This window comes from Sporosarcina sp. P32b (genome assembly GCF_002743335.1).
Taxonomy (GTDB): Bacteria; Bacillota; Bacilli; order Bacillales_A; family Planococcaceae; genus Sporosarcina.
This window is the reverse complement of sequence record NZ_PDZB01000032.1, coordinates 1-25450: the sequence shown is the minus strand read 5'-3', so window position 1 is coordinate 25450 and position 25450 is coordinate 1. Positions and strand designations below refer to the sequence as shown.

The window sequence follows — 25450 nt, the reverse complement described above, 5'->3', positions numbered from 1 at the left end:
AGATCCGTGAATTGGTAATACTGATTTTGTACTTTTTGAAAAAGAAGTAGAAGAACTGTCCTACACATACTCTAACGAAGGCGACTGCTGTGGTAGGCGTAGCGATGAGACAAAGACAGGCGAACTTCCTGTCTCTGGCTCCTCGCGAAAGCCATCCACCAGCGCCGTAGTGAGGACAATGGACTCGCCACTTACATAGGCAGCTAAACCACAACCTCCTGATTAAACAGGAAAAAGAAAAGGCACGTGCTAGAACCACAACACTATGCAGCTTATTACGCACACGAAACAGAAACGTAATCCGTGGTCACTTACGCACTAATTAATTTAAAAACCCTATATAAATCCAACTTCCAACGAAAGGGGAGAAAAAAACATGACACTGCGCTTTATTACCGGTCGCTCCGGAACAGGAAAAACAACTTTTATTGAACAAGAAATCGCCCAAGAATTGAAAGAACGGCCGATGGGGGCACCTATTGTCGTCATCGTACCCGACCAACTATCCTACTCTATGGAATATAGCCTCTCAGTCAAATCCGGACTGTCCGGCATGATTCGTGCGCAAGTCTTGACCTTCAAACGACTGGCATGGCGGGTCTTACAAGAAGTCGGCGGCATCACGCGCGAAGAAGTAGACAGCTTCGGCTATCGCATGCTTGTTCGAAGTGTGCTAGAAGACAATAAAGAATCGTTCAAGCTATTTAAACAAGCAGCTTCGAAGCATGGATTCGCTGAGCAGATTAGTGACGTCATGAAAGAATTCAGTAAATATTGTATCGATCAGCAAGCGTTTACTGAATTGAAGACGTCACTTGCAGAAAAACAAGCACCTCGGATTTTGCAGGACAAAGCGCATGATCTACAATTGTTGCTCGAGAAAATAGAAGAACGTCTTGGCACGACCTATATGGACAGTGAAGGTCAACTCAATGCGCTAGCGGATCAGTTAGCACACTCGGAGTGGCTACAAGATGCGTCGATCTACATAGACGGCTTCGGTGATTTCACGACACAGGAATACACGATTATTACGCAATTAATGAAATATACGAAACGTGTGACGGTTGTGTTGCCAATGGAAGAAAAAGTGCATACCGGCGAGCATGAATTATTCCATACTGCCCAGCAACAGTTCGAAACGCTTCAGCAACTAGCATACAGTGAGTCAGTCGATCGTGAAGAACGTGTTCATTTGACGGAGTTGCAACGCTTTTCAAATCGAGAATTGGCGCATTTGGAAGAGCAGTTTGATCATTATCCTCCTGAATCGTTTGAATCAGAAGGGGCGATACAGATTATTGAAGCGTCGAATCGCCGTGCAGAAGTTCATGCCGTGGCGCGTTCGATTCGCAAGATGATGCGTGAAGGTAAGCGGTACCGAGGGATGACCGTGTTAAATCGTCAACCGGATGTCTATAGCGAATTGATTCAGAACATATTCACGCAATATGATATTCCGGTGTTCATTAGCCAGAAGAAACCGATGTTGCATCATCCGTTGATTGAATTTGCGCGTTCATTGCTTGAAGCGGTGCGTACCGATTGGTCGTATGAAGCCGTGTTTAGAGCAGTGAAGACGGATCTGTTTTTCCCTGTCAATGAAAGCAAGCCAGTATGGAGAGAGCGGGCAGACCGCTTGGAGAATTTTGTGCTAGCTAAAGGAATTCATGGGAAATCTCGCTGGCAAGATGAAGAACGTTGGAAGGTCAGTCGTTATAGAGGGCTCGAAAAAGTCCGTACCGTGCAGACAGATGAAGAACTTGCGACGCAAGCGGAGTTTGCTGAGACGCGCGATATGATTCGCGAGCCGATTGAGCAATTACAGCAGAAGTTACAGTCTGCTCGTACCGGTCGAGACGTGGCGGAAGCATTGTTTTACACGATAGAATCTCTGAGTATCTACGATAAAATTATAGAGTTGCAGCAAACGGAACATACTAATCATCGTTTGCAAGCAGCGGCTGAACATGAACAAGCATGGACGAGTTGGATTAATGTGCTGGATCAGTTTGTGCTGATGTTTGGAGAGAAAGAACTACCGATTGCAGAAGCGATGAAAATATTGGATGAAGGATTCGATACACTGGAATTCAAATTGATTCCGCCGTCGCTCGATCAAGTGACAGTGACGACTATGGAGTTATTTAATTCGATGGGTGTCGAAGCGGTGTTTGTGCTCGGTGCGAATGAAGGGGTATTGCCACTGCGCAATGATCACGAAGGGTTGCTGTCAGACAGCGACCGAGAGTTGTTTAGTGAAATGGGCATTACGCTTGCGCCTACGACAAAACTTCAGCTCATGCGGGAGTCGTATATGGCATATCGTGCGTTTACTGGAGCGAGTGCGCGTTTGACTGTCAGTTATCCTATTGCGGATGAAGAAGGGAAAGCGTTGATTCCGTCTCTTTACATTCCTAGACTTCAGCAAATGGTTTCAAATATCCCTACCGAAATCGCGGTCATGGAGCCGACGGAGCTGTCCGAAGTAGAAGACAAACTCGCTTATATCGAACATCCTGACGTAGCACTGTCTTATGCGATTCGTATTATGCGACAAGCGTCAACGCATGAAGAAATCGCGCCGCAGTGGCAAGCGGTTCTTGCGTATTATAAAGAAGATCCACTGTGGTCTTCCGTTATAGAGTCGATTGTACAACCTGCATTGAAGCGACAGAAGACCGAGTTGCTCGATACAGAACTGACGACAGGTTTATATGGCTCGTCCTTTACGACGAGTGTTTCGAGAATTGAATCGTATTATAGTTGTCCGTTCCAACATTTCACGACGTATGGTCTGAACTTGCAAGAGCGTTTTGAATTCCAGCTAGAAGCACCGGATATCGGCGATTTATTCCATGCGGCATTGAAGTGGGTATCGGATGAAGTCATGCGACTAGGCTTGTCGTGGGCTGCGTTGACGAAAGAACAGTGCTGGCAGTTAGGTCGTGAAGCGATTGATGCACTGGCACCGAAGTTCTTCCATCGAATTTTATTGTCGAGTCAACGCTATGCGTATATTCAGCGGAAATTAATGCAAATCATTCAACGGACAATCCGTGCTTTACAGTCGCAGGCGCGTAATTCAAGCTTCACACCGATTGCAATCGAAGCAGGTTTTGGTCCGGATGAAGAGATCGCACCGCTTGAAATTAATTTAAAAAACGGTCAACGGATGCATATTCGAGGACGGATCGATCGAATCGATACGATGAAAAAAGACGATCAAACGTATTTGCGAGTAGTTGATTACAAATCGTCGGCACGTGCACTGGATTTGACCGAAGTGTATTACGGCTTATCACTGCAAATGCTGACCTATCTAGACGTTGCACTTGAGCACGCGGAGGATTGGCTCGGTGTCTATGCAAATCCCGCGGGTGTGTTGTATATGTACGTTCACAATCCGATGCTGCGTTTGACGAAAGAGTTGAACGAAGATGCTGTGGAAAAAGAGTTATTGAAATCCTATAAAATGCAGGGTTATATACTAGAAGATGCAGACGTTGCACTGGCAATGGATGACCACATCGAAAGTGAGTCATTAATTATTCCCGCACGTTTAAAGAAAGACGGCTCGTTTTATTCGACTTCAAAAGTCGTAGCACCTGAAGATATTAATATTTTGCGTTCATTTGTCCGCAAAAAACATCAGCAAGCAGGGGACGGTATGTTGTCAGGTGACACACGAGTCTATCCGTACCGCCTAAAAGAACATATGCCGTGCACATTCTGTTCGTATCAGTCAATTTGTCAGTTTGACAGCACCGATCCGACACAGCCTACACGGAACTATACGGCCCATAAGCCGGAAGATTCATTAGAAAAGATGAGGAAGGAGATCGATCCAGATGCGAATTCCAGATAAGCCGCCACATGAGACCTTTACGGACGATCAATGGAAAGCGATTTACGCGTCCGGTAAAGATATTCTCGTATCTGCTGCGGCAGGTTCAGGGAAAACAAAAGTCCTCATCACGCGGATGATTGAAAAAGTATTGAACACGGAACAGCCAATAGACGTCGATCAACTACTCGTTGTGACGTTCACAAATGCGGCCGCCGCCGAAATGCGTCATCGTATGGCCAGTGCGCTAGAGGAAGCGATCGTTTTAGACCCTTCTTCCGTCCATTTGCGCAGACAGTTAAATCTACTAAATAAAGCACAGATTTCCTCCTTGCACTCATTTTGTCTGCAAGTCGTTCGGCAGTATTCGTATGTGCTCGATATAGATCCTGGATTCCGTATTGCTGATACAACCGAGGCGGCGATTTTACGGGATGATACGATTGCACTTGTGTTGGAAGACGCCTACAGTCAGCCGGATCCAGAAGCGATTTATCGTTTGAGTGATAGCTTTACAGCAGATCGTAATGATCAGGCGATCGAGACGTTGATTGATAAACTCTATGATTATTCCCGTGTACATCCGAATCCATCGCAGTGGCTGGAGCTCATCCCGCAACAATATGAAATTGGAGAGAACGCGACAATTGACGGCTTGTCATTCATCGATTCGCTGAAAGTATCGATCCAACATACGCTTGAAGAAGCGAAAACGATCACCCGCGATTTACAGCGAGTGGCGGAAATGAATGATGGACCGTTACCTTTGCTTGAAACTGCAAAAGCGGATGAAGCATGGATTGACGGAGCGCTAGACTATATGCTTCACGGCAAGTGGGAAGATGCCTTTGCGTATTTCCAGACGTTGAAGTGGGTCAAGGCAGGTACGATTCGTAAAGATTCATGTGACGAAGACTTGGCTGCGCGTGGTAAATCGATGCGTGATCAAGTGAAGAAAATCGTCAATGCATTAAAAGACACATACTTTACTCGAACACCTGCAAGACTGTTAGAAGAAATCCGTTTAATGGCGCCACTTATGCACACGCTCGTTGGATTAGTAGAGGATTTCACGACGCGTTACCAAGCGTTAAAAGAAGAGCGCGGATTAGTGGACTTCTCAGATCTTGAGCACTATGCGTTGCAGATTTTATCCGAAGAAGTAGACGGGGAGCGCGTTCCTTCTGATATTGCGATCGATTACCAAAATCGATTTGCGGAAGTATTGGTGGATGAATATCAAGATACGAACTTCTTGCAAGAAGCGATCTTGCAGTTAGTGAAGCAAGGCGGAGAAGCGGACGGCAATTTATTTATGGTAGGGGACGTCAAACAGTCGATTTACCGATTCCGTCTAGCAGAGCCAGGCTTGTTTTTAGGGAAGTATGATCGTTTCACATCAGATGTAGAGGATCAAGGGTTGAAAATCGACTTGAATGCCAACTTCCGGAGCCGTAAAGAAGTCCTCGATGCGACGAACTATATTTTTAGGCAGATCATGGGGACGCGTGTTGGAGAAATTGAGTATGACGATGCGGCGGCGTTGAAGTATGGTGCACAATATCCCGAAAAAGACGTTTCGGCTGGATTGACGATTTTGTATGAAAATGAAGAAGATGAATTGTCTGAGGAGCAAGAAGCGCAGCAAGAGTTGAAGAAATCTCAGGCAGAAGCGCGTTTCATTGCACAGAAAATCAAGACATGGAAAGACGAGAAAGCACAAGTGGCAGATGCATTCAGCGGTAAACAACGCCCGCTAGAATACAGTGATATTGTCATACTTATGCGTTCGATGACATGGTCGAGTGAAATTGCGGATGAATTAAAAGCCGCAGGGATCCCTGTTCATGTATCGTTATCTTCTGGTTATTTTGATGCCATTGAAGTGATGATTATGCTCAATACATTGCGTGTCGTCGACAATCCGTACCAAGACATTCCGCTCGTATCGGTGTTACGTGCACCGTTTGTTGGCATGACTGAAAATGAATTAGCGCAAATTCGTCTCGTCAATCGGAATGCGACATTTTATGAAGCACTGCAATTATTCATGCAGACGGGTGGTGCGGGAGTGAATCCTGCTACACAGGAAAAGCTTCAACGCTTTTTCCTATTACTTGAAGACTGGCGGAATATGGCACGTCACGGTTCGTTATCGGAATTGATTTGGCAAGTGTATCAAGATACGCATTATTACGAAATGGTCGGAATTTTGCCGAATGGTAAACAACGCCAAGCTAATCTACGTGCGTTACATGACCGAGCGATGGCCTATGAAAAGACCTCGTTCCGTGGATTGTTCCGTTTCCTTCGATTTATTGACCGCATGCGTAAACGCGGGGATGATCTCGGGGAAGCGCGGTTTATGAGCGAAAAGGAAAACGTCGTACGAATCATGACCATTCACTCTTCAAAAGGGTTGGAGTTCCCGTATGTATTTTTAGCGGGAATGGGACGTCCCTTCAATAAAATGGACTTCCATAATCCATATTTATTTGATCAGCATTTCGGACTCGCCGTTAAAGCAATCGATCCAGATAAACGGATTATGTTCACGTCACTACCGTTTCTAGCGATCAAAGAGAAAAAGGAGCTAGAGATGCGGGCAGAGGAAATGCGCGTGCTCTACGTAGCTATGACGCGTGCTAAAGAGCATTTGGAATTGATTGCCTCCGTTAAAGATATCGAAAAGACGATGAACAAGTGGCAAGAAGCCCAGTTGTTGAATGAAGATGAACCTTTGCCGGAATACACACGTTCACGGGCAACCGGTTATCTCGACTGGATAGGTCCAGCGGTTGCACGGCATTTGGACTTCGGAAAATTTGGTAAGACGACTGGCGGGGAACTGATGGATGATCCGTCAGCATGGGAAGTAAATGCCTATCCATTTTCTGCATTCCATAGTACGAATGAAGTGGAGATTGAGGACTGGATACCTGTCGATCAGGAAGCGGCCGTAGCGGATCCGAAGTTAGTGGAAGAAGTGCGAAGTCGTTTTGATGCGCATTATCCGTTTGAATTCGCAGTGGAGTTATCTTCCAAACAATCGGTCAGTGAGTTGAAGCGGATTGCGTTGCTGGAGTTCGAACGAGGAGATGCCGATCCGTTTGAAGAAATGGAACCTGACGCCACGAAGCGAATCTCAAATCTTCATGCACGACCGTCATTTTTGCAGAAGCGTTCATTGACGAAAGCAGAAATCGGTACCGCCATGCATACCGTCATGCAACATCTTGATTTGACAGCGGAACTAGATCAAGCGAGTACAACGGAGTTTGTGAAGCAGCTTGCAACACGTGAACTGCTGACGAAAGAAGAAGCGGCTGCGATTGACGTGCAGGCAATAGTAGCATTTTTCCAGACGACACTTGGCAAACGGATGAAGCAAGCCGATCAGCTGTTGCGTGAAACGCCGTTTACGTATGCGTTACCTGCTGTTGAAGACGAGTATCAGTTGCTACAAGGTATTGCAGACTGTCTGTTCCATGAAGACGGCGAGTGGGTACTTGTGGATTATAAAACGGATGATGTCAGTAACTATCATTCCGATCAGGCGATTGTTAAAGAAATGCAAGTCCGTTATGGCACGCAGTTGAATTTGTATAAGAAGGTATTAGAATCCATTCTTTCGATTGAAATCAAAGAAATGTTGCTGTACTTATTCAGCGGAGCGAAAATCATTAGCTTACAGGAGGAATTTGTTTGAAGTTGACTCCTACACCTTTAACAGAACGGGTAGAAGCACTCGATTACTTGAGAGGGATTGCGTTACTTGGGATTTTGATTGCGAATATGCTCCATTTCCATTCGCCGTACGCGTATATGGATCCGTATTCGTGGTATACCATCCCGCATGAGCAGTCGATGTTTCATTTTATCGATGTGTTTATAGAAGCTAGTTTCTATCCATTATTCGCCATGTTATTTGGCTATGGTGTGAATATGCAGTATGAAAAATCATTGAAAAACAATACACAGTTCGCACCATTCATGGCACGACGCATGGGAATTCTACTGATCTTTGGTGTGTTACACGCGGTGCTCATTTGGTCAGGTGACATTTTGTTCACCTATGCGTTGATGGGATTCATCATGATTGCGGTGATCCGGATTCCAAAGAAGTGGTTGATGGCACTTTCATTAGTCATTTATTTTGTGCCGACATTATTGTTGTACAGTATTTTGGCGCTTACTCGTAGGGCGACTTCATCAAATATGTTGGACGGCTTTGAAGATGTTCAGCAAATCGAACGAGCGATTGCAGCTTATGCAAACGGCACGTTCGGCGATATTTTCGCTTTTCGTTTGAATGAATTCTTTACTTTTGAAATCATCGGTTCGATCACAGCGGTCTTTATTATTTTGCCGTTGATCATGTTCGGAGCTGCATTATCGAAATTCAAAGTCATCGAGCGTATGTATGCGGTGAAAGGGAAGTTGCTACTGGCCATGCTAGTATTTATTCCGATTGGCGTTATTTTGAAGAACATTCCGAGTTGGGACGGCCCGAAATTCGAAAATATTTTACTCGTTCAATCAATTATTGGCGGTCCGATTCTGACACTTGGATATGGCGCATTATTTTTATTGCTGTTCCAAATTCCATTTTTGAAGAGTATTACGCAACCTTTTGCAAACGTTGGTAGAATGGCATTTACGACGTATATTATGCAATCGGTTATGGCGACGATGATATTTTATTCATATGGAGTAGGTCTGTATGGTAAAGTAGACATAGTGACCGGCACGTGGCTAGCAATCGGAGTTTTCGCGATTCAGCTCATTGTAGCGCAGGTTTGGTTGTCGAAATTCAGAATGGGACCACTTGAAGCTTTGTGGCGGAAGTGGTCGTACGGAAAGAATTTCGTCGTGAGAGAGGAAAAAAAGTAGATTTTGTCGTAACATAGGAATATGTGAATTCACATGGAAAGGGTTGGGTATTGAAATGAAATTATTGTCATTCCGTTACGAAGGGCAGACTTTATTCGGACCAAAAGTTAAACGTGAGGAAGCTGTTTGGGATTTACTCGCAATGGCTGAAGCGTTGGAACAAACTGATTTCCCCAAAACGATGATTGAAGGCGTTTCCCACGGTATGGATTTTGTGGAGGAAGTTCGTAAATTGGTAGAGAAAACTGAGGCTGAAGGAAACGTAGAACAGTTTAAACATGCGTTTACTGACATCGAATGGTTGTCTCCAATTCCACGCACACCGAAGAACGTGTTGTGTGTGGGTAAGAACTATCTTGACCATGCAGAGGAACTTGGATCAAAAGCACCTGAGAAATTGATGCTATTCACCAAGTCTCCAACAGCAATCGCAGGGGACGAGCAAACATTATCGATCCATAGTGAAGTTACGGATTCATTGGATTATGAAGGGGAATTGGCTGTCGTGATTAGCAAGACAGGCAAAAACATTCCTAAGCAACTGGCATATGATTACGTATTTGGTTACACAATTGGTAATGATATTACAGCGCGCAATATCCAGACGGAGCACAAACAGTTCTTCTTAGGTAAAAGTTTAGATGACTCTTGTCCGATGGGGCCTTATGTGGTGACGAAAGATGAAATTCCAAACCCGCAAAATTTATCCGTCGTAACAAAAGTGAATGATGAAGTACGACAAAACGGTAATACGTCGAACATGATTTTTAAGATTGATAACTTGATCGCAGAAATTTCCAAGTATGTCACATTAGAGCCTGGTGATATAATCTTGACAGGTACGCCAGCGGGTGTTGGTAAAGGTATGACACCTCCAACGTACTTGAAAAAGGGCGATACAGTAAAAGTATCCATCGAAGGAATCGGTACACTAGTTAACCGTTTCGAATAATACGTAAGTCTATGAAATAGGCAACAGAATAGTCGTAGTTTGAAAGATATGGTAGAATATCAATCGACTATACTAATAACGAGGTGGAAGTAATGGGATTTTTAACTGATACAACCCACATGCATATTTTTACATGGGTAGTAGGTGTTGTACTATTTTTAGTAGCAGCAAGTATGGCAAATGGAACAAAAGGAAAAAAGATTACACATATGATTTTGCGTCTGTTCTATGTATTGATCATCATCACAGGAGCTGCGTTATTCTTTAAGCATATGAGTATTGATTCCATGCTATACGGCATCAAATTTGTCCTTGGTATTCTGACAATCGGATTCATGGAAATGGTTCTTGTTCGCGGAAATAAAGGGAAGAACACAGGTCTTATGTGGATTCTCTTCATCGTCGCTCTACTTGCAACGATGTTCGTCGGTTTCAAATTACCAATGGGCTTCAACTTTTTCGCATAATCACTACTGATTACTAAAGGGGATGAGCAAATGGCAATACAGGCCGGCTGGATATTTTTGATTGTGATCCTGTTACTGATGGCGTTGTTTGCGGTCTCCGTAGTAGTCAGTGCGCGTAAACAGCGGGATCCGAATTTCTTTACTGAAGACGATAACGAATGACTATGCGCAGGCAGTGGAGGGTTTTCCCTCTACTGCTTTTTTTATTGGCATGAGCGCCACACTTTCACAAGATTGCCGTATTTACAGAACGCGTTAATGGTTTTCATAAGAAAGAATGGCACGGCTAGCTAGCGTTTGATAAACTAAAAGAAGAGTTTGTATGAGGAGGATTTACTATAGTGAAACGAATAATCGGACTACTGGCAACTTGTATGCTTGCCCTATCGATAGCACAACCCGCTTTTGCAGATACCGATCGATCTTTTAGCGATGAAAGTATTTATGATTTACTTGTCGACCGTTTCAATAATGGAATCGAATCTAATGATTTCGATGCCGACGCAAAAAATCCGGCTGTTTTTAACGGTGGAGATTTTGCAGGAATCAGCAATCGATTGCAGCACTTGATTGATATGCACTTTACGATGATTTCTGTCGGACCGGTTTTCAAAACAGCTTCATATGATGGAAATGAAGTACTGGATTATCATGAGATTGAACCACACTTCGGTACAGCGGAAGAATTCACCGCATTAATTGAGGAGATGCATGCGAATGATTTGAAAATCATGGCAGATTTCCCTTTAGTAGGTGAAGTAAGCGATTCTGCTGTACAGCAGGAACTGATGGATTCCGCTGTACAATTTGTATCCGATTATGACTTGGACGGGCTTCGTCTAACTTTACTCGATCAAGCAGATACGGAGTTTCTAAACAACATGATCGAAGCAGTAAAAGAAGCGAACGAAGGTCTGTACGTGATTACAAATGAACAGAGTGATGCATCATTTGACAGTGTGCCGGCTGAAAAACAAAGTGCGGCGATCCAAGAATCTTTCGTGCAAGTAGATCCGGATACGTCTTTACTGGATCAGTTTAGTAATGAGGATGCAGGAAAATTACTACAATTTGATGATTTAACAGGTCCACGTTTTACATATAAAATGGTGGAACTTCGTCAATTCCCACCGACACGTTGGAAAGTAGCGACGGCTGCACAATTTATGCTTCCGGGCGTTCCATTAGTTCCCTATGCAACAGAAATTGCAGTGAATGGTAAAGAAGCACCTGAAACTCATCCGTTCTTTAATTTTAAGACAGATATGGAATTACAAGAGTGGATTGGCGACCTGAATACTCTTCGCAATGATTCGGAAACACTTCGTACAGGCGATTTCAAGTTCTTGCATAATGAAGATGGATTTGTTGTGTTTGAACGTTCTTCTGAAGATGAGACATGGATTATTGCGCTCAATAATACGTCTGTAGTGCAGAGCTTCGAGCTGGATCCTAAAGTATTTGGGGATAAAAAGAAGTTTCGCGGTGTGCTTGGTCAGGATTTGATTAAGAAAACGAAGGATAATAAGTATCCTATAGTACTTGATCGTGAGCTGGCGGAGATTTATATCGTCGAGGAGGATAAGGGATTCAATACGCCTTATCTGATTGCTTCTATTATGGTGGTTGTTCTGTTTGTGTTGTTTTTGTATATGGTTATACGCAAAGGCAAGCAGGGTCGGACTGAGGAAGTTGTTAGAGAGAAGAAGTAAGATAGATAGGTTGGAACACCGTTGATCGACGTTCCAGGCGGACGCTTTCCCATGGGCGTGGCCTTGAGTCTCCTCGTGCGCTTCGCTTCTGCGGGGTCTCAAGGCGCACGCTTATCCATCGGGAAGAGCCGTTACGAAGAACGGCTTTTGCGAGTAAAAGCGTAGCGTTAGGAGCACATCTTGGCACTCGCCGCCTTCCACTTACGATCAACTATCATATTTTATTGAAATTACAAAGTTAAATTAATAGAAAATAAAGACTCAAGATGAGTTCCTAACATTGGAATTCTTCTTGAGTCTTTGACAGTCCGCAGTTTATGCGGGCTGTTTTTTATTCGCTTTTTGTGTTGTTGAGGAAAAATAAGGCGATGGTTCCGGGGCCGGCGTGTGAGCCGATGACGGAGCCTATTTGGTGGATTTCGATTGCTTTTGGTTGAATGACTTCTTGGATCATTTCTTGGAACTCTTTAGCCGTGGTTAGATCGTCGCCGTGGCTGATGGCGATAGTTTGTTCATGTAGGTTGCTACCGCGTTCTTCCATCATTTCAATCATGCGACGTAGGACTTTTTTGCGTCCGCGGTGTTTTTCGATGGGAACGAGTTTTCCATCTTCTACGTGTAGAAGGGGTTTGATGTTGAGTAGTCCACCGAAAAATGCGCTAGCTTTGGATACACGTCCGCCTTTTGCCAAGTAGTCTAGATCTTCTACAGTGAAGAGGTGTTCCATATGTGTTGCCATTGTGCGGATTTCTTGTTCGATTTCTCGCATGCCGACGCCTTCATTGCGTAGTCGTACGGCTTCTTTAACGAGTAGACCGTAACCGAGTGAAGCGCAGTGTGTATCGATGACTGCCAAGTTCATGGAAGGATTGTCTTCTTTTACTTGATCGCTCGTCATGACAGCTGTTTGGTATGTTCCTGACAGTTGGGAAGAGAAGGCGATGTAGATGCCGTCTTCACCAGATGCTGCTAGGTCTTTCCAAGTGGTCATCATTTTATCGGGTGAAGCTTGAGATGTCTTTGGTTGTTGTCCTTGACGGATCGCATCGAATACTTCCTTGGAGTTGATCTCGACGATATCTTCGTATTCTTTGCCGCCTAGAAGAACGCTTAATGGGAATAGTTCTACTTCGTTTTCTTTAAAGAAGTCTAATGGTAAATCACATGCGCTATCCGCAAAAATCTTCATTTCTTTTCCCCCTTATACGACGATGTTTTTTTGTAAGGATAATCGTTCTTCCAGTATGCGTGAAATTCCATCTTCATTATTTGTATCTGTTATTTCGTCTGCGATAGATTTTAAGGAGTCGATAGCATTCCCCATTGCGACGCCTGTTCCTGCATAGTCGATCATTTCGAGGTCATTGTCTTCGTCTCCAAATGCGATGATGCGGTCTTGCGGTACGTTCATCCATTTTGAAACTGCGTCAATGCCTACAGCTTTATTGAGGCCATGACGTACTATTTCCACGATATTGAATGGAGCTCCCCAACGACGGTGGTCAATGACTTCCGCATGCAAGTCTTCAAGATGCTGTCGAATCGGATCGACTGTTAGTGGATCAGCTTGGATTAACAGGCTGGTTGGGTCGGTTTTTAATGAATTCCGAATGTCTCCTGCCGTGATGAGTGGATTACCAAAGTTTAAAATATCTAAAAAGCGCTCATCATGATAGTGTGCATAGACATCATCCATCACTTCCGCCACGATATTTTCGACTGAGAAGTTCTGCATGGCATCTACTACTTCATTGACGACTGGCAATGCAATCGTCTCGTGAATCGTTTGCCATGAACGGTCGGTAGGGTGGTGGACGAAGGCACCATTAAAGTTGACGATTGGTGTTGTCAGACCCAGCTGGCGGTAATAAACTTCACTAGCGCGGTATGGTCGTCCTGTCGCAATCATTACGTGATGTCCTTGTGAAACAGCTATGCGAAGTGTCTGTTCTGTTTTAGGTGAAATGACTTTTTTATCCGTCAATAACGTTCCATCTAAGTCTAGTACTATTAAATGTGGTTTCAAGAAATCCTCTCCTACTATTGCTTATGGTATCAGATTGTTATGTCTTTATAGTTTATCGTTAACCGTGTAAGTAAGTCAAAAGAATGAGTGGTAAGGCGAAGGTTTTGTCTTATCTGTTAATTGTTGTTATTCTAACATAACAGTAAATGATTGTAGGAAAAGAGGAATCGTCATGATTATTCGTTCAGAAAAATGGCAAGAGATCCCGGTACTTCATATCGTGGAAGAGTCAAAAGAGAAAGAACGCATTCCTGTTGTACTATTTTTTCATGGATTTACTAGTGCGAAAGAACATAATTTACACTACGCATATAATCTAGCAAAACAAGGAATTCGTGTACTATTACCCGATGCTAAACTACATGGTGAACGCTCGGAATCACTGGATGAATTTCAATTAGCATTACACTTTTGGGATATTGTGTTGACTTCTATTAAAGAAGCTGACGTTTTACATGATGAACTATTTGAAAAGGGATTGATCGACGACCAAACACTAATTGGCATGGGTGGTACTTCAATGGGGGGAATCACAACATTCGGCAGCCTTTCAAATTACGATTGGATTGACGCGGCTTCCGTGATGATGGGGTCACCTGCATTCACGCGCTTAGCCAAAGGGCAAATTTCTTACGCAGAGCGTGGCGGTAGAGAGATTCCAGTGTCTCAAGAAGAACGCGAGCAACTATTTGCAGCCCTTGACCAAGTAGATCTATCGCAAAATCCAGGCAGATTGCATCAGCGTCCTCTTTTCATCTGGCATGGTGAACAAGATACAATGGTACCGTTTGAATTTACGAAAAACTTTTACGAGGAAATTCAAGAGGATTACGAAGATCAACCAGAGCTATTGAAATGGATGCCTGACGACAATGCAGGACACGCCGTTTCACGTCCAGGAATGCTTGCCGCAGTCGATTGGCTTGCACTGCATTTGCTTGCAAGGTAGTATGTTGGTAAGATAAGAGTACTACACAGCAGAGAGGAGCATTTCGATGAATACAGAAGAAGAAATCAAGCAGTATTTATTTGGTGCGTTAGAAAACGTCATTGACCCTGAATTGGGTATTGATATCGTCAACCTTGGATTGGTTTACAATGCAGAGTTGCTCGACGAAGGAGTAGCGAAAGTTACAATGACACTAACATCAATGGGTTGCCCAATGGGTCCACAGATTGTAGCGAATATTGAGCAGGAACTAATGGAACTTCCAGAGGTTAAGGATACAGTGGTAGATATTATTTGGAATCCACCATGGTCCCGCGACCACATGTCACGTTATGCCAAGATTGCACTAGGCGTACGTTAATAGAATACATCAACCACACCGTTTTATATGGTGTGGTTTTTTAATGGAAAGGATAGGCTGGCATGGGTTTTGGGGTGGGGATTTGCGCTTCGGAGGGTACGCGTGTCTTATGGGCAGCGGTAAGCCAACCAGGTCGCAAGTGCAAAAGCCGTCCTTCGTTACGGCTCTCCCTCCAATCCGTGCATTGCAAGTGGGTAATACTTCTTGTTACGCATTGAACTGTCGCAAACGCTCAATAATCTGTTCAAGCGCTCATATTTCCTGCGTAGCCGCTCATTAAACTGATTAAGCGCTCATAACTCAAGTCTAACCGCTCTATCATCAGCGACATGCGCTCATACTAAGTCCGCAACCGCTCATATGAGCTGAATCCATCATATAACTTGGATTGAAGCGGAAGCTAGCGGCGAAGTGCAAAGATGTGCTCCTAACGCTTCGCTTTTACTCGCAAAAGCTCATGGGAAAGCGTCCGCCAGCTGGAGCTTCAATCCCATGACGAACACTATGTAACTCACCTAGCCAATCCCCATATCCAAAATGAAAACATTCATAATAAAAAAGGAAATGCAAGATTTTGTCGAATAGGAATAGAGTAGCGTCAAACAGAATGTACTAGGGGGAATGGGAAATGTCAGTTAAAACAGCAGACCTGTGCGATGACTTCATCGACGAACTGCAAGTGTGCACAGTGGAGTTCAAATCCTATGGCAAGCACAAAAGATTCTCGGGGCCGATCTCGACAGTGAAGGTTTTTGAAGACAATGTGCTAGTCAAAGAAGCACTTCAAACGATTCCAGAAAGCCATGTCTTGGTTGTAGACGGCGGGGGATCAAAACGCTGCGCACTCATGGGGGACATGCTCGGCGAAATCGCACAAGATCGTAAACTGGCCGGCGTCATTATTTATGGCTGCGCACGCGACACTGCGGATCTTGGCACACAAGAAATCGGTGTCATGGCGATCGGTAGCATGCCGGTAAAAAGTATTAAACGTGGCGAAGGACAAAAAGACGTAGTTCTTCATTTCGGAAATGTTGAATGGACACCAGGTCACTACGTCTACGCTGATGAAGACGGGGTAGTCGTTGCGCCTCGCCAATTAGTTTAATGCACGTCGCTCGCATAGTTGCGGGCGGCTTTTTATGTCTAAAAATAGTCATAGAATTCGAGTGTTAATCTTTTACTTTATCCAAAAAATATACTATAATTTAATTAATCAAAGATAGTCAAAGTCAAACAAATGAAAGGCGGATGTATATGCGTATGGATGGAATGCCAGAAGATCAGCGCTCACCACTAGAGCAATTCGGTCGTAATCTTGTGGATGAAGTGAAAAATGGAAAAATGGATCCGGTTATTGGCCGGGATGAAGAAATTCGAAATGTAATCCGAATATTATCAAGAAAGACAAAGAATAATCCAGTCCTCATCGGAGAGCCGGGAGTCGGTAAAACTGCGATTGTGGAAGGATTGGCACAGCGTATTGTAAAAGGCGATGTGCCGGAAGGATTGAAAGACCGTCAGATTTTTGAGCTTGATATGAGTGCATTGATTGCGGGTGCGAAGTATCGCGGAGAGTTTGAAGAACGTCTGAAAAGTGTTTTGAAACAAGTGAAAGATAGCAATGGAGAAATCATCATGTTCATTGATGAGATCCATACGATTGTTGGAGCAGGAAAAACAGAAGGTGCGATGGACGCAGGGAATATGTTGAAGCCGATGCTTGCACGTGGTGAATTGTACTGTATTGGTGCGACTACACTCGATGAATACCGGATGTATATCGAAAAAGATGCGGCACTAGAAAGACGGTTCCAGCAAGTGATGGTACGTGAACCTTCCGTTGAAGATACGGTGTCGATTTTGCGTGGACTAAAAGAACGTTTTGAATTGCACCACGGTGTGCGTATTCATGACCGTGCAATAGTTGCAGCGGCAACATTATCTGATCGGTATTTAACTGAGCGTTTCATGCCAGATAAAGCGATTGATTTAATTGATGAAGCAAGCGCCATGATTCGTACGGAAATCGATTCGATGCCATCTGAACTGGATGCGGTGACTCGTAGAATTATGCAACTTGAAATTGAAGAGCAAGCATTGCGTAAAGAGAAGGATACGATGAGTCAGTCGCGTCTACAGACTTTGCGCGAAGAGCTACAAGACTTAAAAGATTCTTCAAAAGGTATGCGAGAGCAGTGGGATGAAGAAAAAGCTGCATTAAAAATTATTCAAAGTAAACGCGAAGAGTTGGATCGCTACCGTCGAGAACTTGAAGAAGCGCAAAGTAGTTTTGATTTGAATAAAGCGGCTGAATTACAGTACGGTAAAATTCCAGCATTGGAAAAAGAATTAAAAGCATTGGAAAGTCCGTTAGAAGGAACGAAAGATATACGTCTATTGCGTGAAGAAGTGACGGAAGAAGAGATTGCATCCATTGTTGCCCGTTGGACAGGCATTCCAGTAACGAAACTTGTTGAAGGAGAGCGTGAAAAGTTATTGCGCTTGCATGAAACATTGAAAGAACGTGTCATTGGTCAAGACAATGCAGTACAACTCGTCACTGAAGCTGTCTGGCGTGCGCGTGCAGGGATTCAAGATCCGAACAAGCCTATTGGGTCGTTCTTGTTCCTTGGACCGACTGGTGTAGGTAAGACAGAGCTTGCAAAAACATTAGCTGCGACGTTATTTGATTCGGAAGATCATTTCGTGCGCATTGATATGTCCGAGTATATGGAGAAACACAGTGTGTCTCGTCTAGTCGGTGCACCTCCAGGATATATCGGCTATGAAGAAGGCGGCCAGTTAACGGAAGCGGTACGACGAAATCCATACGCTGTCGTGTTATTGGATGAAATTGAAAAAGCGCATCCTGATGTAGCGAATATTTTACTGCAGATTCTAGATGATGGACGTATTACAGACAGTCAAGGGCGTTTAGTCAACTTTACGAATACTGTCGTAATCATGACATCGAATATTGGGTCGGCTTATTTACTCGAGAATGATCTAGAGAACACAGAACATGCCAAAGAAGATTTGATCATGGCAGCACTTCGTAGTCATTTCAAACCCGAGTTGTTGAACCGAATGGACGATATTATCATCTTCCATTCATTGAATACTGATTCATTCAAAGCGATTACTAACAAGATGCTTGGTGATTTGGTTGGTCGTCTGGAAGAGCAGGATCTTGTGCTTGTCTATGACGAAGAAGTACTTGATTGGATTGTTCGTGAAGGAGCGGATGCGGACTTCGGTGCGCGGCCATTGAAACGATTCATTCAGCGACATGTGGAAACGAAAGTTGCAAAAGAAGTTATTCGAGGCGGTCTTGTAGAAGGACAGCAAATCCAATTGTCCATGAACGATGGACAATTGGTTGTGGATGTTGCTCGATAAGATAAAATAAAAGCGTAAGAACTGTTGAACAGTTCTTACGCTTTTTGATCGTAAATCAAACGTCTGCTGGAGATTCGTTTGGAATGATTGCAGTGATAATCAATACAAGTACAGCCAAAACGATTGAGACGGTAACGCCCGCCATGAAGTCAAATGCATTGCCTCCAATAGAGCCGGCAACGTAGTTTAACATAGCTACCAAGAGGAACGACCAAACAAATGTCATAATATAGTGCATGATTTTCACCTCGACTAGTCTATTTCATAATACATCATACCATAGCATACTAAAACGATGAAATGAAATTATGCATTATATTTGACGAAAAGGTGTCCTCTTCTTGAAAAAGTATGTTTTTTCTTCTATAATTACTACCAGGTACTAATATTAGATGATAAGGAACGGGGTAGATGAGATGAGAGCTGGACTTTTAGGGATGGGGAAATATGTTCCGCCAACTGTTGTGACGAATGAAGATTTAGAAAAAAGTTTAGATACATCAGATGAATGGATTCGTACGCGAACGGGAATTGAAGAGCGTAGAATCGCATCAGATGACATTGACACATCCGACATGGCATTCGAGGCTGCGAAAGAGGCATTGCAATCAGCAGATATCCGTGCTGATCAAATTGGTCTAATTTTAGTAGCTACAGTTACGCCGGATAATATTTTTCCATCTGTCGCAACGATGATCCAAGAACGTCTAGGTGCGAAAAACGCAGCAGCGATGGATATTTCTGCAGCATGCGCAGGGTTCATTTATGGTGTGGTAACAGCGAAGCAATTTGTTGAATCTGGCACATATGATTATGTTCTTGTAGTAGGTGTTGAAAAGTTATCGAAAATCGTCGACTGGGAAGACCGCAATACCGCTGTCTTGTTCGGAGATGGTGCAGGAGCAACAGTCGTTGGTAAAGTCAGTGAAGGAAGAGGAATTCTTTCATTCGAATTGGGAGCAGACGGTTCAGGTGGTAAATATCTCCACCATGATAAATATTTAGAAATGAATGGCCGCGAAGTATTTAAGTTTGCGGTACGTCAAATGGGAGAAACAGCAGTCAACGTCGCGAAAAAAGCGGGTCTAACGACAGACGAAGTGGACTATCTTGTTCCTCACCAAGCCAATATCCGTATAATGGAAGCATCACGAGAACGTTTAGGATTACCGGTTGAGAAGATGTCGAAAACGGTTCATAAGTATGGCAATACATCGGCAGCATCTATACCGATTTCATTGACAGATGATTTAGCTGAAGGTCGAGTGAAAGATGATGACGTGATTGTTTTGGTAGGATTCGGTGGCGGCTTGACATGGGGCGGCTTATGTATAAAATGGGGTAAGTAAATAGCCCGAAAAAATAAAAGTTAACAATAGAAAGGAAGTTTGAAATTGGAAAAACGACGTGTAGTGGTAACGGGTATCGGTGGAATTACTCCAGTAGGTAACACAGCTGAAGAATCTTGGAAATCAGTGTTGGAAGGAAAATCTGGTATTGATGTCATGACAAGACTGGATCAGGAAAAATTCCCGGTCAGCGTGATGGCGGAGGTAAAAGGTTTTGATATCGAAGAATACGTTTCCCGTAAAGATGCCCGTAAAATGGATCGGTTCACGCACTATGCAGTTGCTTCCGCAATGATGGCGATGAAAGATGCGAACCTGGAACTTGAAGGCGACTTAGCGCTTCGTACAGGCGTTTGGATCGGTTCTGGAATCGGCGGAATGGAATCACATGAGAAACAATTCAATACTTTCCTTGAAAAAGGCTATCGACGCGTCAGTCCATTTTTCGTTCCTATGATGATTCCGGATATGGCTGCAGGACAAGTATCTATTTTCACAGGAGCTAAAGGAATCAACTCTTGTTCCGTAACAGCTTGTGCATCTGGTACAAACTCTATCGGCGATGCATTTGAAGTGATCCTACGTGGAGATGCAGACGTCATGATCACAGGCGGAACTGAAGCGCCAATTACGTCACTTGCAGTAGCGGGATTCATTGCAAGTACAGCGCTATCTTTAAATGACGATCCTACAAAAGCTTCCCGTCCATTTGATAAAAACCGTGATGGTTTCGTAATGGGTGAGGGTGCAGGAATTCTGATTTTGGAAGAATATGAGCATGCGGTTGCACGTGGCGCGAAGATCTACGCGGAAATCGTCGGCTACGGTTCAACTGGCGATGCGCACCATATTACAGCACCGGCACCAGGTGGAGAAGGCGGAGCGCGTGCGATGCAACAAGCATTGGCAAAAGCGGGCGTTGACCCTACACAAGTGAATTATATTAATGCGCATGGCACGAGTACGCCGTATAATGATTTGTTTGAAACGATGGCAGCGAAGACTGTGTTTGGTGATCATGCGTATAAGTTAGCGATGAGTTCCACTAAGTCGATGACAGGTCATTTGCTTGGGGCTGCTGGCGGTATTGAGGCGATCTTTACTGTAAAGGCGTTGCAGGAAGGAATTTTACCTCCTACGATGAATTATGAGACGCCAGATCCTGAGTGTGATTTGGATTATGTAGTGAATGAGGCGCGTAAGGCTGATATTACGTATGCTATGAGTAACTCTCTTGGCTTTGGCGGGCATAATGCTTCGTTGGTGTTTAAGAAGATATAAGGTGGAAGTGGGAAGGGTCGATTTTGACTCTTTCCGCTTTTTTTTATTGGGGAAGCTTAAGTTCAAATTCAAGTTCGTTAGTGATTGGAAGGGCACCGTTTACCGACGTTCCAGGCGGACGCTTTCCCATGGGCCCGCGGTGAGCCAACTAGGTCGCAAGCTTCCTATAGTTGTCTCACCTAATCGGGCTGATCCATCGGGAGTCGCCGCCTTCCACTTACGGTAAACTGACGTATTGTTCTATCGGTAGAACATTCATGCATTAAATATTAAAGTGAAAAACCAAAACCAAAACCAAAACCAAAACCAAAACCAAAAGACTGAAAACAAGCTCCTTATAATGTTTCTGGAGATGTTTTCAGTCTTTTTTGGTTATGACTTTTAAGACTCGTCTAATTACACCTGGTCTGAACATAGGATGAAGGAAAAGGGTAAAGGACGAGATGTCTGTGACGCGATTTTTTATATTTGTTTGTAGTTATTGTGTGATTGTGGTGACGTTGGCCAATTTGTTGTTTTACTTGAATTATTCTGCGCTTGGTTATAATTATCAACAGATATTGATTTTTATTTTGCAGTCGACGGATTTTATGATGTTGGTAGTGGCGGTTATTTTATTACTACTTACCGTCTACGTCCCAAGCCCATCGCGGCCTCCATCTTTTTGAGGGTGGCGGAAGCGATGGTGTTTGCTTTTTCGGCTCCTTGATCGAGGATTGCATCGAGTTCAGGAGAGTTGATTAGTTCATGATAGCGTTCTTGGATTCCAGCTAAGTGTTGGTTGATCGCATCAGCGACACCGGCTTTAAATGCTCCGTAGCCTTGGCCTTCGTATTTTGCTTCCAATTCTTCGATGGTTACACCACTCAGTGAAGATTCGATAATCAATAAATTGGAGACACCTGGTTTGTTTTCTACATCGAATTTCACGATACCTTCAGAGTCCGTTACCGCACTTTTGATTTTCTTTTCAATTTCTTTTGGTGTGTCCAAAATCGTAATGGTCGCTTTTTTATTCGGATCAGATTTACTCATTTTCTTCAATGGATCTTGTAAAGATTTTATACGAGCGCCATTTTTAGGAATACGAACGGCCGGAATGGTCAATACTTTTCCGTATCGGCTATTGAAGCGCTCTGCTAAATCTCTAGTTAGCTCTAGATGTTGCTTCTGGTCTTCCCCGACTGGCACGATATCCGTGTTATACAATAAAATGTCCGCAGCCATTAATGGAGGGTAGGTAAGAAGTGCGGCAGATACACCTTCTGCTCCATCTGATTTGTCTTTAAACTGCGTCATACGCTCGAGTTCACCAATGTACGAAATGCATTGCATGAGCCATCCAGCTTGAGCATGCGCCGGAACTTCTGATTGGATGAACAATGTGGATTTATCTGGATCAATACCACTTGCGATATACGTAGCAGCTAGTGAACGAATCGCTTGTTTTAGGTCATCTGGATTTTGCTGTACTGTGATTGCGTGCTGATCTACGATACAGAAAATACAGTCCTCGTCGTTTTGTAGCTCAACGAATTGACGGAATGCGCCAATATAGTTCCCTAATGTGATGACACCTGTTGGTTGTACACCTGAAAAGATGGTTTTCATGATAATATTTCCTCCTTTAAAATGTAGACTGGAACGAAACAGTCTGTATCGTACGTGAAAAATGGCATAAAAAAACATCAGTCATCCCCTGTAAATAGGGACGATTGATGAAAGGTAACCGTGGTACCACCCGAATTGCTACTAATAGCCGCTCAATTCCCATAACGTGGGAAGACGTGATGGAGTACTGTTTTCATCCATCAAGCTCAGGAGCCCATTCATTTTGTGCAGTTTTACTTGTTTTCACCTTATACAAGCTCTCTACAAAAACCGCAACAAAAATACTCTTTCCTTCAATGCCATTCACTATATTGCTTAAGATTATATCGATACCTTTTAAAAAATGCAACTTTGATTTAATAAAAAGAAAAAAGATTTGCACAACATGAAACCTTTTAGTACACCTGTACGTACTATACAGAGAGGGAATAATTAGCAGAAGTATTTTCTAAATGAGAATGCATTTATTTACAAATGAAATGTTTAAAACATTTATGCCTTGGGTATTAAAGTAGAAGATGTTCATTTATCGCAGAATACAGCATGATTCTCTACTGTAATGTTGAAAAATAAGAAATTGTGAATTTCGAAAAAGTTTTTTCGAAAAACTATATTAATTGAGAATGATTATGTGTATAATGAACAGTATAGAGATTAATTATAATAATTCTAAAGTGAACCACACGAATTGCAAATATATTAAATCTAATGAGCGTAAGCCGTAGGAAAGGACGTGTCAATAAATGGGTGTCACACTTTATACATCGCCTAGTTGTACATCTTGTAGAAAAGCAAAAGCATGGTTGGAGGAACATGAGATTCCTTATACAGAGCGTAACATTTTCTCTGAACCATTGAATATTCAAGAGATCAAACAAATTCTTCGCATGACGGAAGATGGTACTGACGAAATTATTTCAACACGATCCAAGATATTCCAAAAATTAAATGTTGATGTGGAAAGTCTTCCACTTCAAAGATTATATGAGTTGATCCAAGAACATCCTGGTCTTTTGAGAAGACCAATCATTCTAGATGAAAAAAGACTCCAAGTAGGGTACAATGAAGATGAGATTCGTCGTTTCCTACCGAGAAAAGTTAGAGCCTATCAGCTGCTCGAAGCGCGGCGTATGGTAAACTAATCTTAATAACAAAAGCTGATAGGGATGACACGGGATACAATTGTGCCTATCAGCTTTTTTGAATTGATATTCCCTTGTATTCCTCTAGATGAGCCACTTCAATGCAAACATTAGTAAAATGAAATACAATTAACCCTTACGAAAACGTCGGAGTCGACATATAGTAGTAATAAGCATTGCAAGTGTGTATTAGTATATGACAGGGGAGGGCCTGTTCTACAGAAGGGAGAGATAAGGGATGGAAATAGAGCGCATTAATGAAAACACGGTAAAGTTTAATTTATCCTATGGAGATATTGAAGCCCGTGGTTTTAGTAAAGAAGACGTCTGGTATAATCGCGATAAAAGCGAAGAGCTTTTTTGGGATATGATGGATGAACTTGGTGATGACACGGAATTCGAAGTTGAAGGACCGCTTTGGATTCAAGTTAACGCTATGAATGAAGGCATTGAAGTGATTGTAACGCGTGCACATCTTCCAAAGAACGCAGAATCTTCACAGTTTCCATTTGGAATTGAAGATCCAGAAGAATTATTCGATCCAATTTTCGATGCGATTACTGACTCTGAAGAGGAAAGTGAAGAAGAGTTGCAAGTTAAAGATAGATTATTTGTTTTCAATGAGTTTGACCAAATCATACCATTGGCTAGCAAGATGATTTCACTCGAAGACGAATTTGATTCGCAACTATATGCATTCGAGGATCGTTATTATCTCAACTTACGCTTCGACTATTCTCTTATTGAGAAGAAACGTGCGAAGGACATTGCCAGCATGGTAACAGAATACGGTGCAGTGTCTAAGATGTCTATTCATCGTATAGATGAGTATGGCAAGGAAGTCATGGGATCTGACGTATTTGAACAAGTAAATAAATATTTCTCATAATACTCTAAAAGGCTACCAATAACTTGGTAGCCTTTTTTTGTTTTGCCACCCATAAATAGTCTTTTTGTTTGGTAGTATGTGGGGCTACTCGACGTGCTTTTTAGGCTAGAACAAGTACTTTTGACTGGCACTAGAACATGTGGTGTGCATGGAAGTGATTAAGTGCTTGTCGGGTTATGTTTCTGTTTAGAGTGCGTAATAAGCGGCATTAAGTTGTGGTTCTTGCAGGTGCATTTCTTTTTCTTGTTTGATCGGGAGGTTGTGGTTTAGCTGTCTATGTAAGTGGCAAGTTCATTGTCGCCACTTCGGCGCTGGTGGATGGCTTTCGCGAGGAGCCAGAGACAGGTTAGTTCGCCTGTCTTTGTCTCCTCGCTACGCCTACCACGGCAGGCGCCTTCGTTGGATTGTGGGTGGGGCAGTTCGGGTAGTTGTTTCTAGTCGTGGAAGTGCTGGCTTATTACGTTTCTTTCAGGCGTACGTAATAAGCGGCATGGGGTTGTGGTTCTTGCACGTGCATTTTCTTTTTCCTGTTTGATCAGTAGTTTGTGGTTTAGCTGTCTATGTAAGTG

19 protein-coding genes and 1 other annotated feature are annotated in these 25450 nt (G+C 43.2%); of the genes, 15 read left to right on the top strand and 4 right to left on the bottom strand.

From position 1 onward, the window contains the following. The first annotated feature begins 376 nt into the window (after nucleotides 1-376). The 7 genes from addB to CSV64_RS15345 all read left to right on the top strand — a co-directional run bounded on the left by addB (nucleotide 377) and on the right by CSV64_RS15345 (nucleotide 11871). Nucleotides 377-3868 carry a helicase-exonuclease AddAB subunit AddB gene (addB, locus tag CSV64_RS15370; RefSeq protein WP_099635471.1) on the top strand — a complete coding sequence of 1164 codons (3492 nt, stop codon included), beginning with the start codon at nucleotides 377-379 and terminating at the stop codon, nucleotides 3866-3868. After that, a complete protein-coding gene (gene addA, locus CSV64_RS15365; protein WP_099635470.1) occupies nucleotides 3852-7556 on the top strand; it encodes a helicase-exonuclease AddAB subunit AddA in 3705 nt (1234 codons plus the stop codon). The genes addB and addA overlap by 17 nt, the downstream gene beginning before the upstream one ends. Then, nucleotides 7553-8740, top strand: a complete 1188-nt coding sequence (locus tag CSV64_RS15360; protein WP_099635469.1) for a DUF418 domain-containing protein — start codon at nucleotides 7553-7555, stop codon at nucleotides 8738-8740. The genes addA and CSV64_RS15360 overlap by 4 nt, the downstream gene beginning before the upstream one ends. 55 nt (nucleotides 8741-8795) lie before the next feature. Beyond that, nucleotides 8796-9692 carry a fumarylacetoacetate hydrolase family protein gene (locus CSV64_RS15355; RefSeq protein WP_099635468.1) on the top strand — a complete coding sequence of 299 codons (897 nt, stop codon included), beginning with the start codon at nucleotides 8796-8798 and terminating at the stop codon, nucleotides 9690-9692. Nucleotides 9693-9784: 92 nt separating this feature from the next. Next, complete coding sequence (locus tag CSV64_RS15350) at nucleotides 9785-10159, top strand: YisL family protein (RefSeq protein WP_099635467.1); 375 nt, start codon at nucleotides 9785-9787, stop codon at nucleotides 10157-10159. Nucleotides 10160-10189: 30 nt separating this feature from the next. Further along, nucleotides 10190-10321, top strand: a complete 132-nt coding sequence (locus CSV64_RS17010; RefSeq protein ID WP_255397664.1) for a hypothetical protein — start codon at nucleotides 10190-10192, stop codon at nucleotides 10319-10321. Nucleotides 10322-10500: 179 nt separating this feature from the next. Then, nucleotides 10501-11871 (top strand): alpha-amylase family glycosyl hydrolase, encoded by a 1371-nt coding sequence (locus CSV64_RS15345; protein ID WP_099635466.1) that lies wholly within the window; start codon nucleotides 10501-10503, stop codon nucleotides 11869-11871. A 331-nt stretch (nucleotides 11872-12202) separates the two neighbouring features. Here CSV64_RS15345 and CSV64_RS15340 read toward each other — a convergent pair whose 3' ends face one another. Beyond that, nucleotides 12203-13060, bottom strand: a complete 858-nt coding sequence (locus CSV64_RS15340) for a DegV family protein (RefSeq protein ID WP_099635465.1) — start codon at nucleotides 13058-13060, stop codon at nucleotides 12203-12205. 12 nt (nucleotides 13061-13072) lie between these two features. Continuing rightward, nucleotides 13073-13897: a Cof-type HAD-IIB family hydrolase gene (locus CSV64_RS15335; protein WP_099635464.1), complete on the bottom strand. Its 825-nt coding sequence runs from the start codon at nucleotides 13895-13897 to the stop codon at nucleotides 13073-13075. 172 nt (nucleotides 13898-14069) lie between these two features. On the opposite strand from CSV64_RS15335, the gene CSV64_RS15330 reads away from it, so the two are divergent. The 4 genes from CSV64_RS15330 to CSV64_RS15315 all read left to right on the top strand — a co-directional run bounded on the left by CSV64_RS15330 (nucleotide 14070) and on the right by CSV64_RS15315 (nucleotide 18609). Continuing rightward, the gene (locus tag CSV64_RS15330; RefSeq protein WP_099635463.1) at nucleotides 14070-14846 is read left to right on the top strand and encodes a prolyl oligopeptidase family serine peptidase; all 777 of its coding nucleotides are present in this window, start codon (nucleotides 14070-14072) and stop codon (nucleotides 14844-14846) included. A 46-nt stretch (nucleotides 14847-14892) separates the two neighbouring features. Continuing rightward, on the top strand, nucleotides 14893-15207 hold the full coding sequence (locus CSV64_RS15325; RefSeq protein WP_099635462.1) for a metal-sulfur cluster assembly factor: 315 nt from the start codon (nucleotides 14893-14895) through the stop codon (nucleotides 15205-15207). A 628-nt stretch (nucleotides 15208-15835) separates the two neighbouring features. Further along, nucleotides 15836-16315: a ribonuclease E activity regulator RraA gene (gene rraA, locus CSV64_RS15320; RefSeq protein WP_099635461.1), complete on the top strand. Its 480-nt coding sequence runs from the start codon at nucleotides 15836-15838 to the stop codon at nucleotides 16313-16315. A gap of 143 nt (nucleotides 16316-16458) precedes the next feature. Further along, the gene (locus tag CSV64_RS15315) at nucleotides 16459-18609 is read left to right on the top strand and encodes an ATP-dependent Clp protease ATP-binding subunit (protein WP_099635460.1); all 2151 of its coding nucleotides are present in this window, start codon (nucleotides 16459-16461) and stop codon (nucleotides 18607-18609) included. 55 nt (nucleotides 18610-18664) lie between these two features. Here CSV64_RS15315 and CSV64_RS15310 read toward each other — a convergent pair whose 3' ends face one another. Continuing rightward, nucleotides 18665-18847: a YjzD family protein gene (locus tag CSV64_RS15310; protein ID WP_099631038.1), complete on the bottom strand. Its 183-nt coding sequence runs from the start codon at nucleotides 18845-18847 to the stop codon at nucleotides 18665-18667. Between the two features lie 178 nt (nucleotides 18848-19025). Between CSV64_RS15310 and CSV64_RS15305 the strand changes: the two genes are divergently transcribed. Together CSV64_RS15305 and fabF are read left to right on the top strand one after the other, a co-directional pair. Further along, nucleotides 19026-19958, top strand: a complete 933-nt coding sequence (locus CSV64_RS15305) for a beta-ketoacyl-ACP synthase III (protein WP_099635459.1) — start codon at nucleotides 19026-19028, stop codon at nucleotides 19956-19958. Nucleotides 19959-20003: 45 nt separating this feature from the next. Next, nucleotides 20004-21239 carry a beta-ketoacyl-ACP synthase II gene (fabF, locus tag CSV64_RS15300; RefSeq protein ID WP_099635458.1) on the top strand — a complete coding sequence of 412 codons (1236 nt, stop codon included), beginning with the start codon at nucleotides 20004-20006 and terminating at the stop codon, nucleotides 21237-21239. Between the two features lie 624 nt (nucleotides 21240-21863). Here fabF and trpS read toward each other — a convergent pair. Continuing rightward, nucleotides 21864-22850: a tryptophan--tRNA ligase gene (gene trpS, locus CSV64_RS15295; RefSeq protein ID WP_099635457.1), complete on the bottom strand. Its 987-nt coding sequence runs from the start codon at nucleotides 22848-22850 to the stop codon at nucleotides 21864-21866. 93 nt (nucleotides 22851-22943) lie between these two features. Then, nucleotides 22944-23156 (bottom strand) — a binding site (T-box leader). A 437-nt stretch (nucleotides 23157-23593) separates the two neighbouring features. Between trpS and spxA the strand changes: the two genes are divergently transcribed. Then, entirely contained in the window at nucleotides 23594-23992 is a 399-nt protein-coding gene (spxA, locus tag CSV64_RS15285; protein WP_009765721.1) for a transcriptional regulator SpxA, read from the top strand. Between the two features lie 238 nt (nucleotides 23993-24230). Continuing rightward, nucleotides 24231-24881, top strand: coding sequence for an adaptor protein MecA (mecA, locus tag CSV64_RS15280; protein ID WP_099635455.1), 651 nt, complete (start codon nucleotides 24231-24233; stop codon nucleotides 24879-24881). Nucleotides 24882-25450: the final 569 nt, after the last annotated feature.

Excerpts from the sequence above, each read along its gene's own strand:
- CSV64_RS15310 (WP_099631038.1), bottom strand. The coding sequence starts at position 18,847 with ATGCACTATATTATGACATTTGTTTGGTCGTTCCTCTTGGTAGCTATG.
- CSV64_RS15325 (WP_099635462.1), top strand. The coding sequence starts at position 14,893 with ATGAATACAGAAGAAGAAATCAAGCAGTATTTATTTGGTGCGTTAGAA.
- CSV64_RS15355 (WP_099635468.1), top strand. The coding sequence starts at position 8,796 with ATGAAATTATTGTCATTCCGTTACGAAGGGCAGACTTTATTCGGACCA.
- mecA (WP_099635455.1), top strand. The coding sequence starts at position 24,231 with ATGGAAATAGAGCGCATTAATGAAAACACGGTAAAGTTTAATTTATCC.
- CSV64_RS15340 (WP_099635465.1), bottom strand. The coding sequence starts at position 13,060 with ATGAAGATTTTTGCGGATAGCGCATGTGATTTACCATTAGACTTCTTT.
- addA (WP_099635470.1), top strand. The coding sequence starts at position 3,852 with ATGCGAATTCCAGATAAGCCGCCACATGAGACCTTTACGGACGATCAA.
- CSV64_RS15305 (WP_099635459.1), top strand. The coding sequence starts at position 19,026 with ATGAGAGCTGGACTTTTAGGGATGGGGAAATATGTTCCGCCAACTGTT.
- trpS (WP_099635457.1), bottom strand. The coding sequence starts at position 22,850 with ATGAAAACCATCTTTTCAGGTGTACAACCAACAGGTGTCATCACATTA.
- CSV64_RS15330 (WP_099635463.1), top strand. The coding sequence starts at position 14,070 with ATGATTATTCGTTCAGAAAAATGGCAAGAGATCCCGGTACTTCATATC.
- addB (WP_099635471.1), top strand. The coding sequence starts at position 377 with ATGACACTGCGCTTTATTACCGGTCGCTCCGGAACAGGAAAAACAACT.
- rraA (WP_099635461.1), top strand. The coding sequence starts at position 15,836 with ATGTCAGTTAAAACAGCAGACCTGTGCGATGACTTCATCGACGAACTG.
- spxA (WP_009765721.1), top strand. The coding sequence starts at position 23,594 with ATGGGTGTCACACTTTATACATCGCCTAGTTGTACATCTTGTAGAAAA.
- CSV64_RS17010 (WP_255397664.1), top strand. The coding sequence starts at position 10,190 with ATGGCAATACAGGCCGGCTGGATATTTTTGATTGTGATCCTGTTACTG.
- CSV64_RS15315 (WP_099635460.1), top strand. The coding sequence starts at position 16,459 with ATGTATATGCGTATGGATGGAATGCCAGAAGATCAGCGCTCACCACTA.
- CSV64_RS15350 (WP_099635467.1), top strand. The coding sequence starts at position 9,785 with ATGGGATTTTTAACTGATACAACCCACATGCATATTTTTACATGGGTA.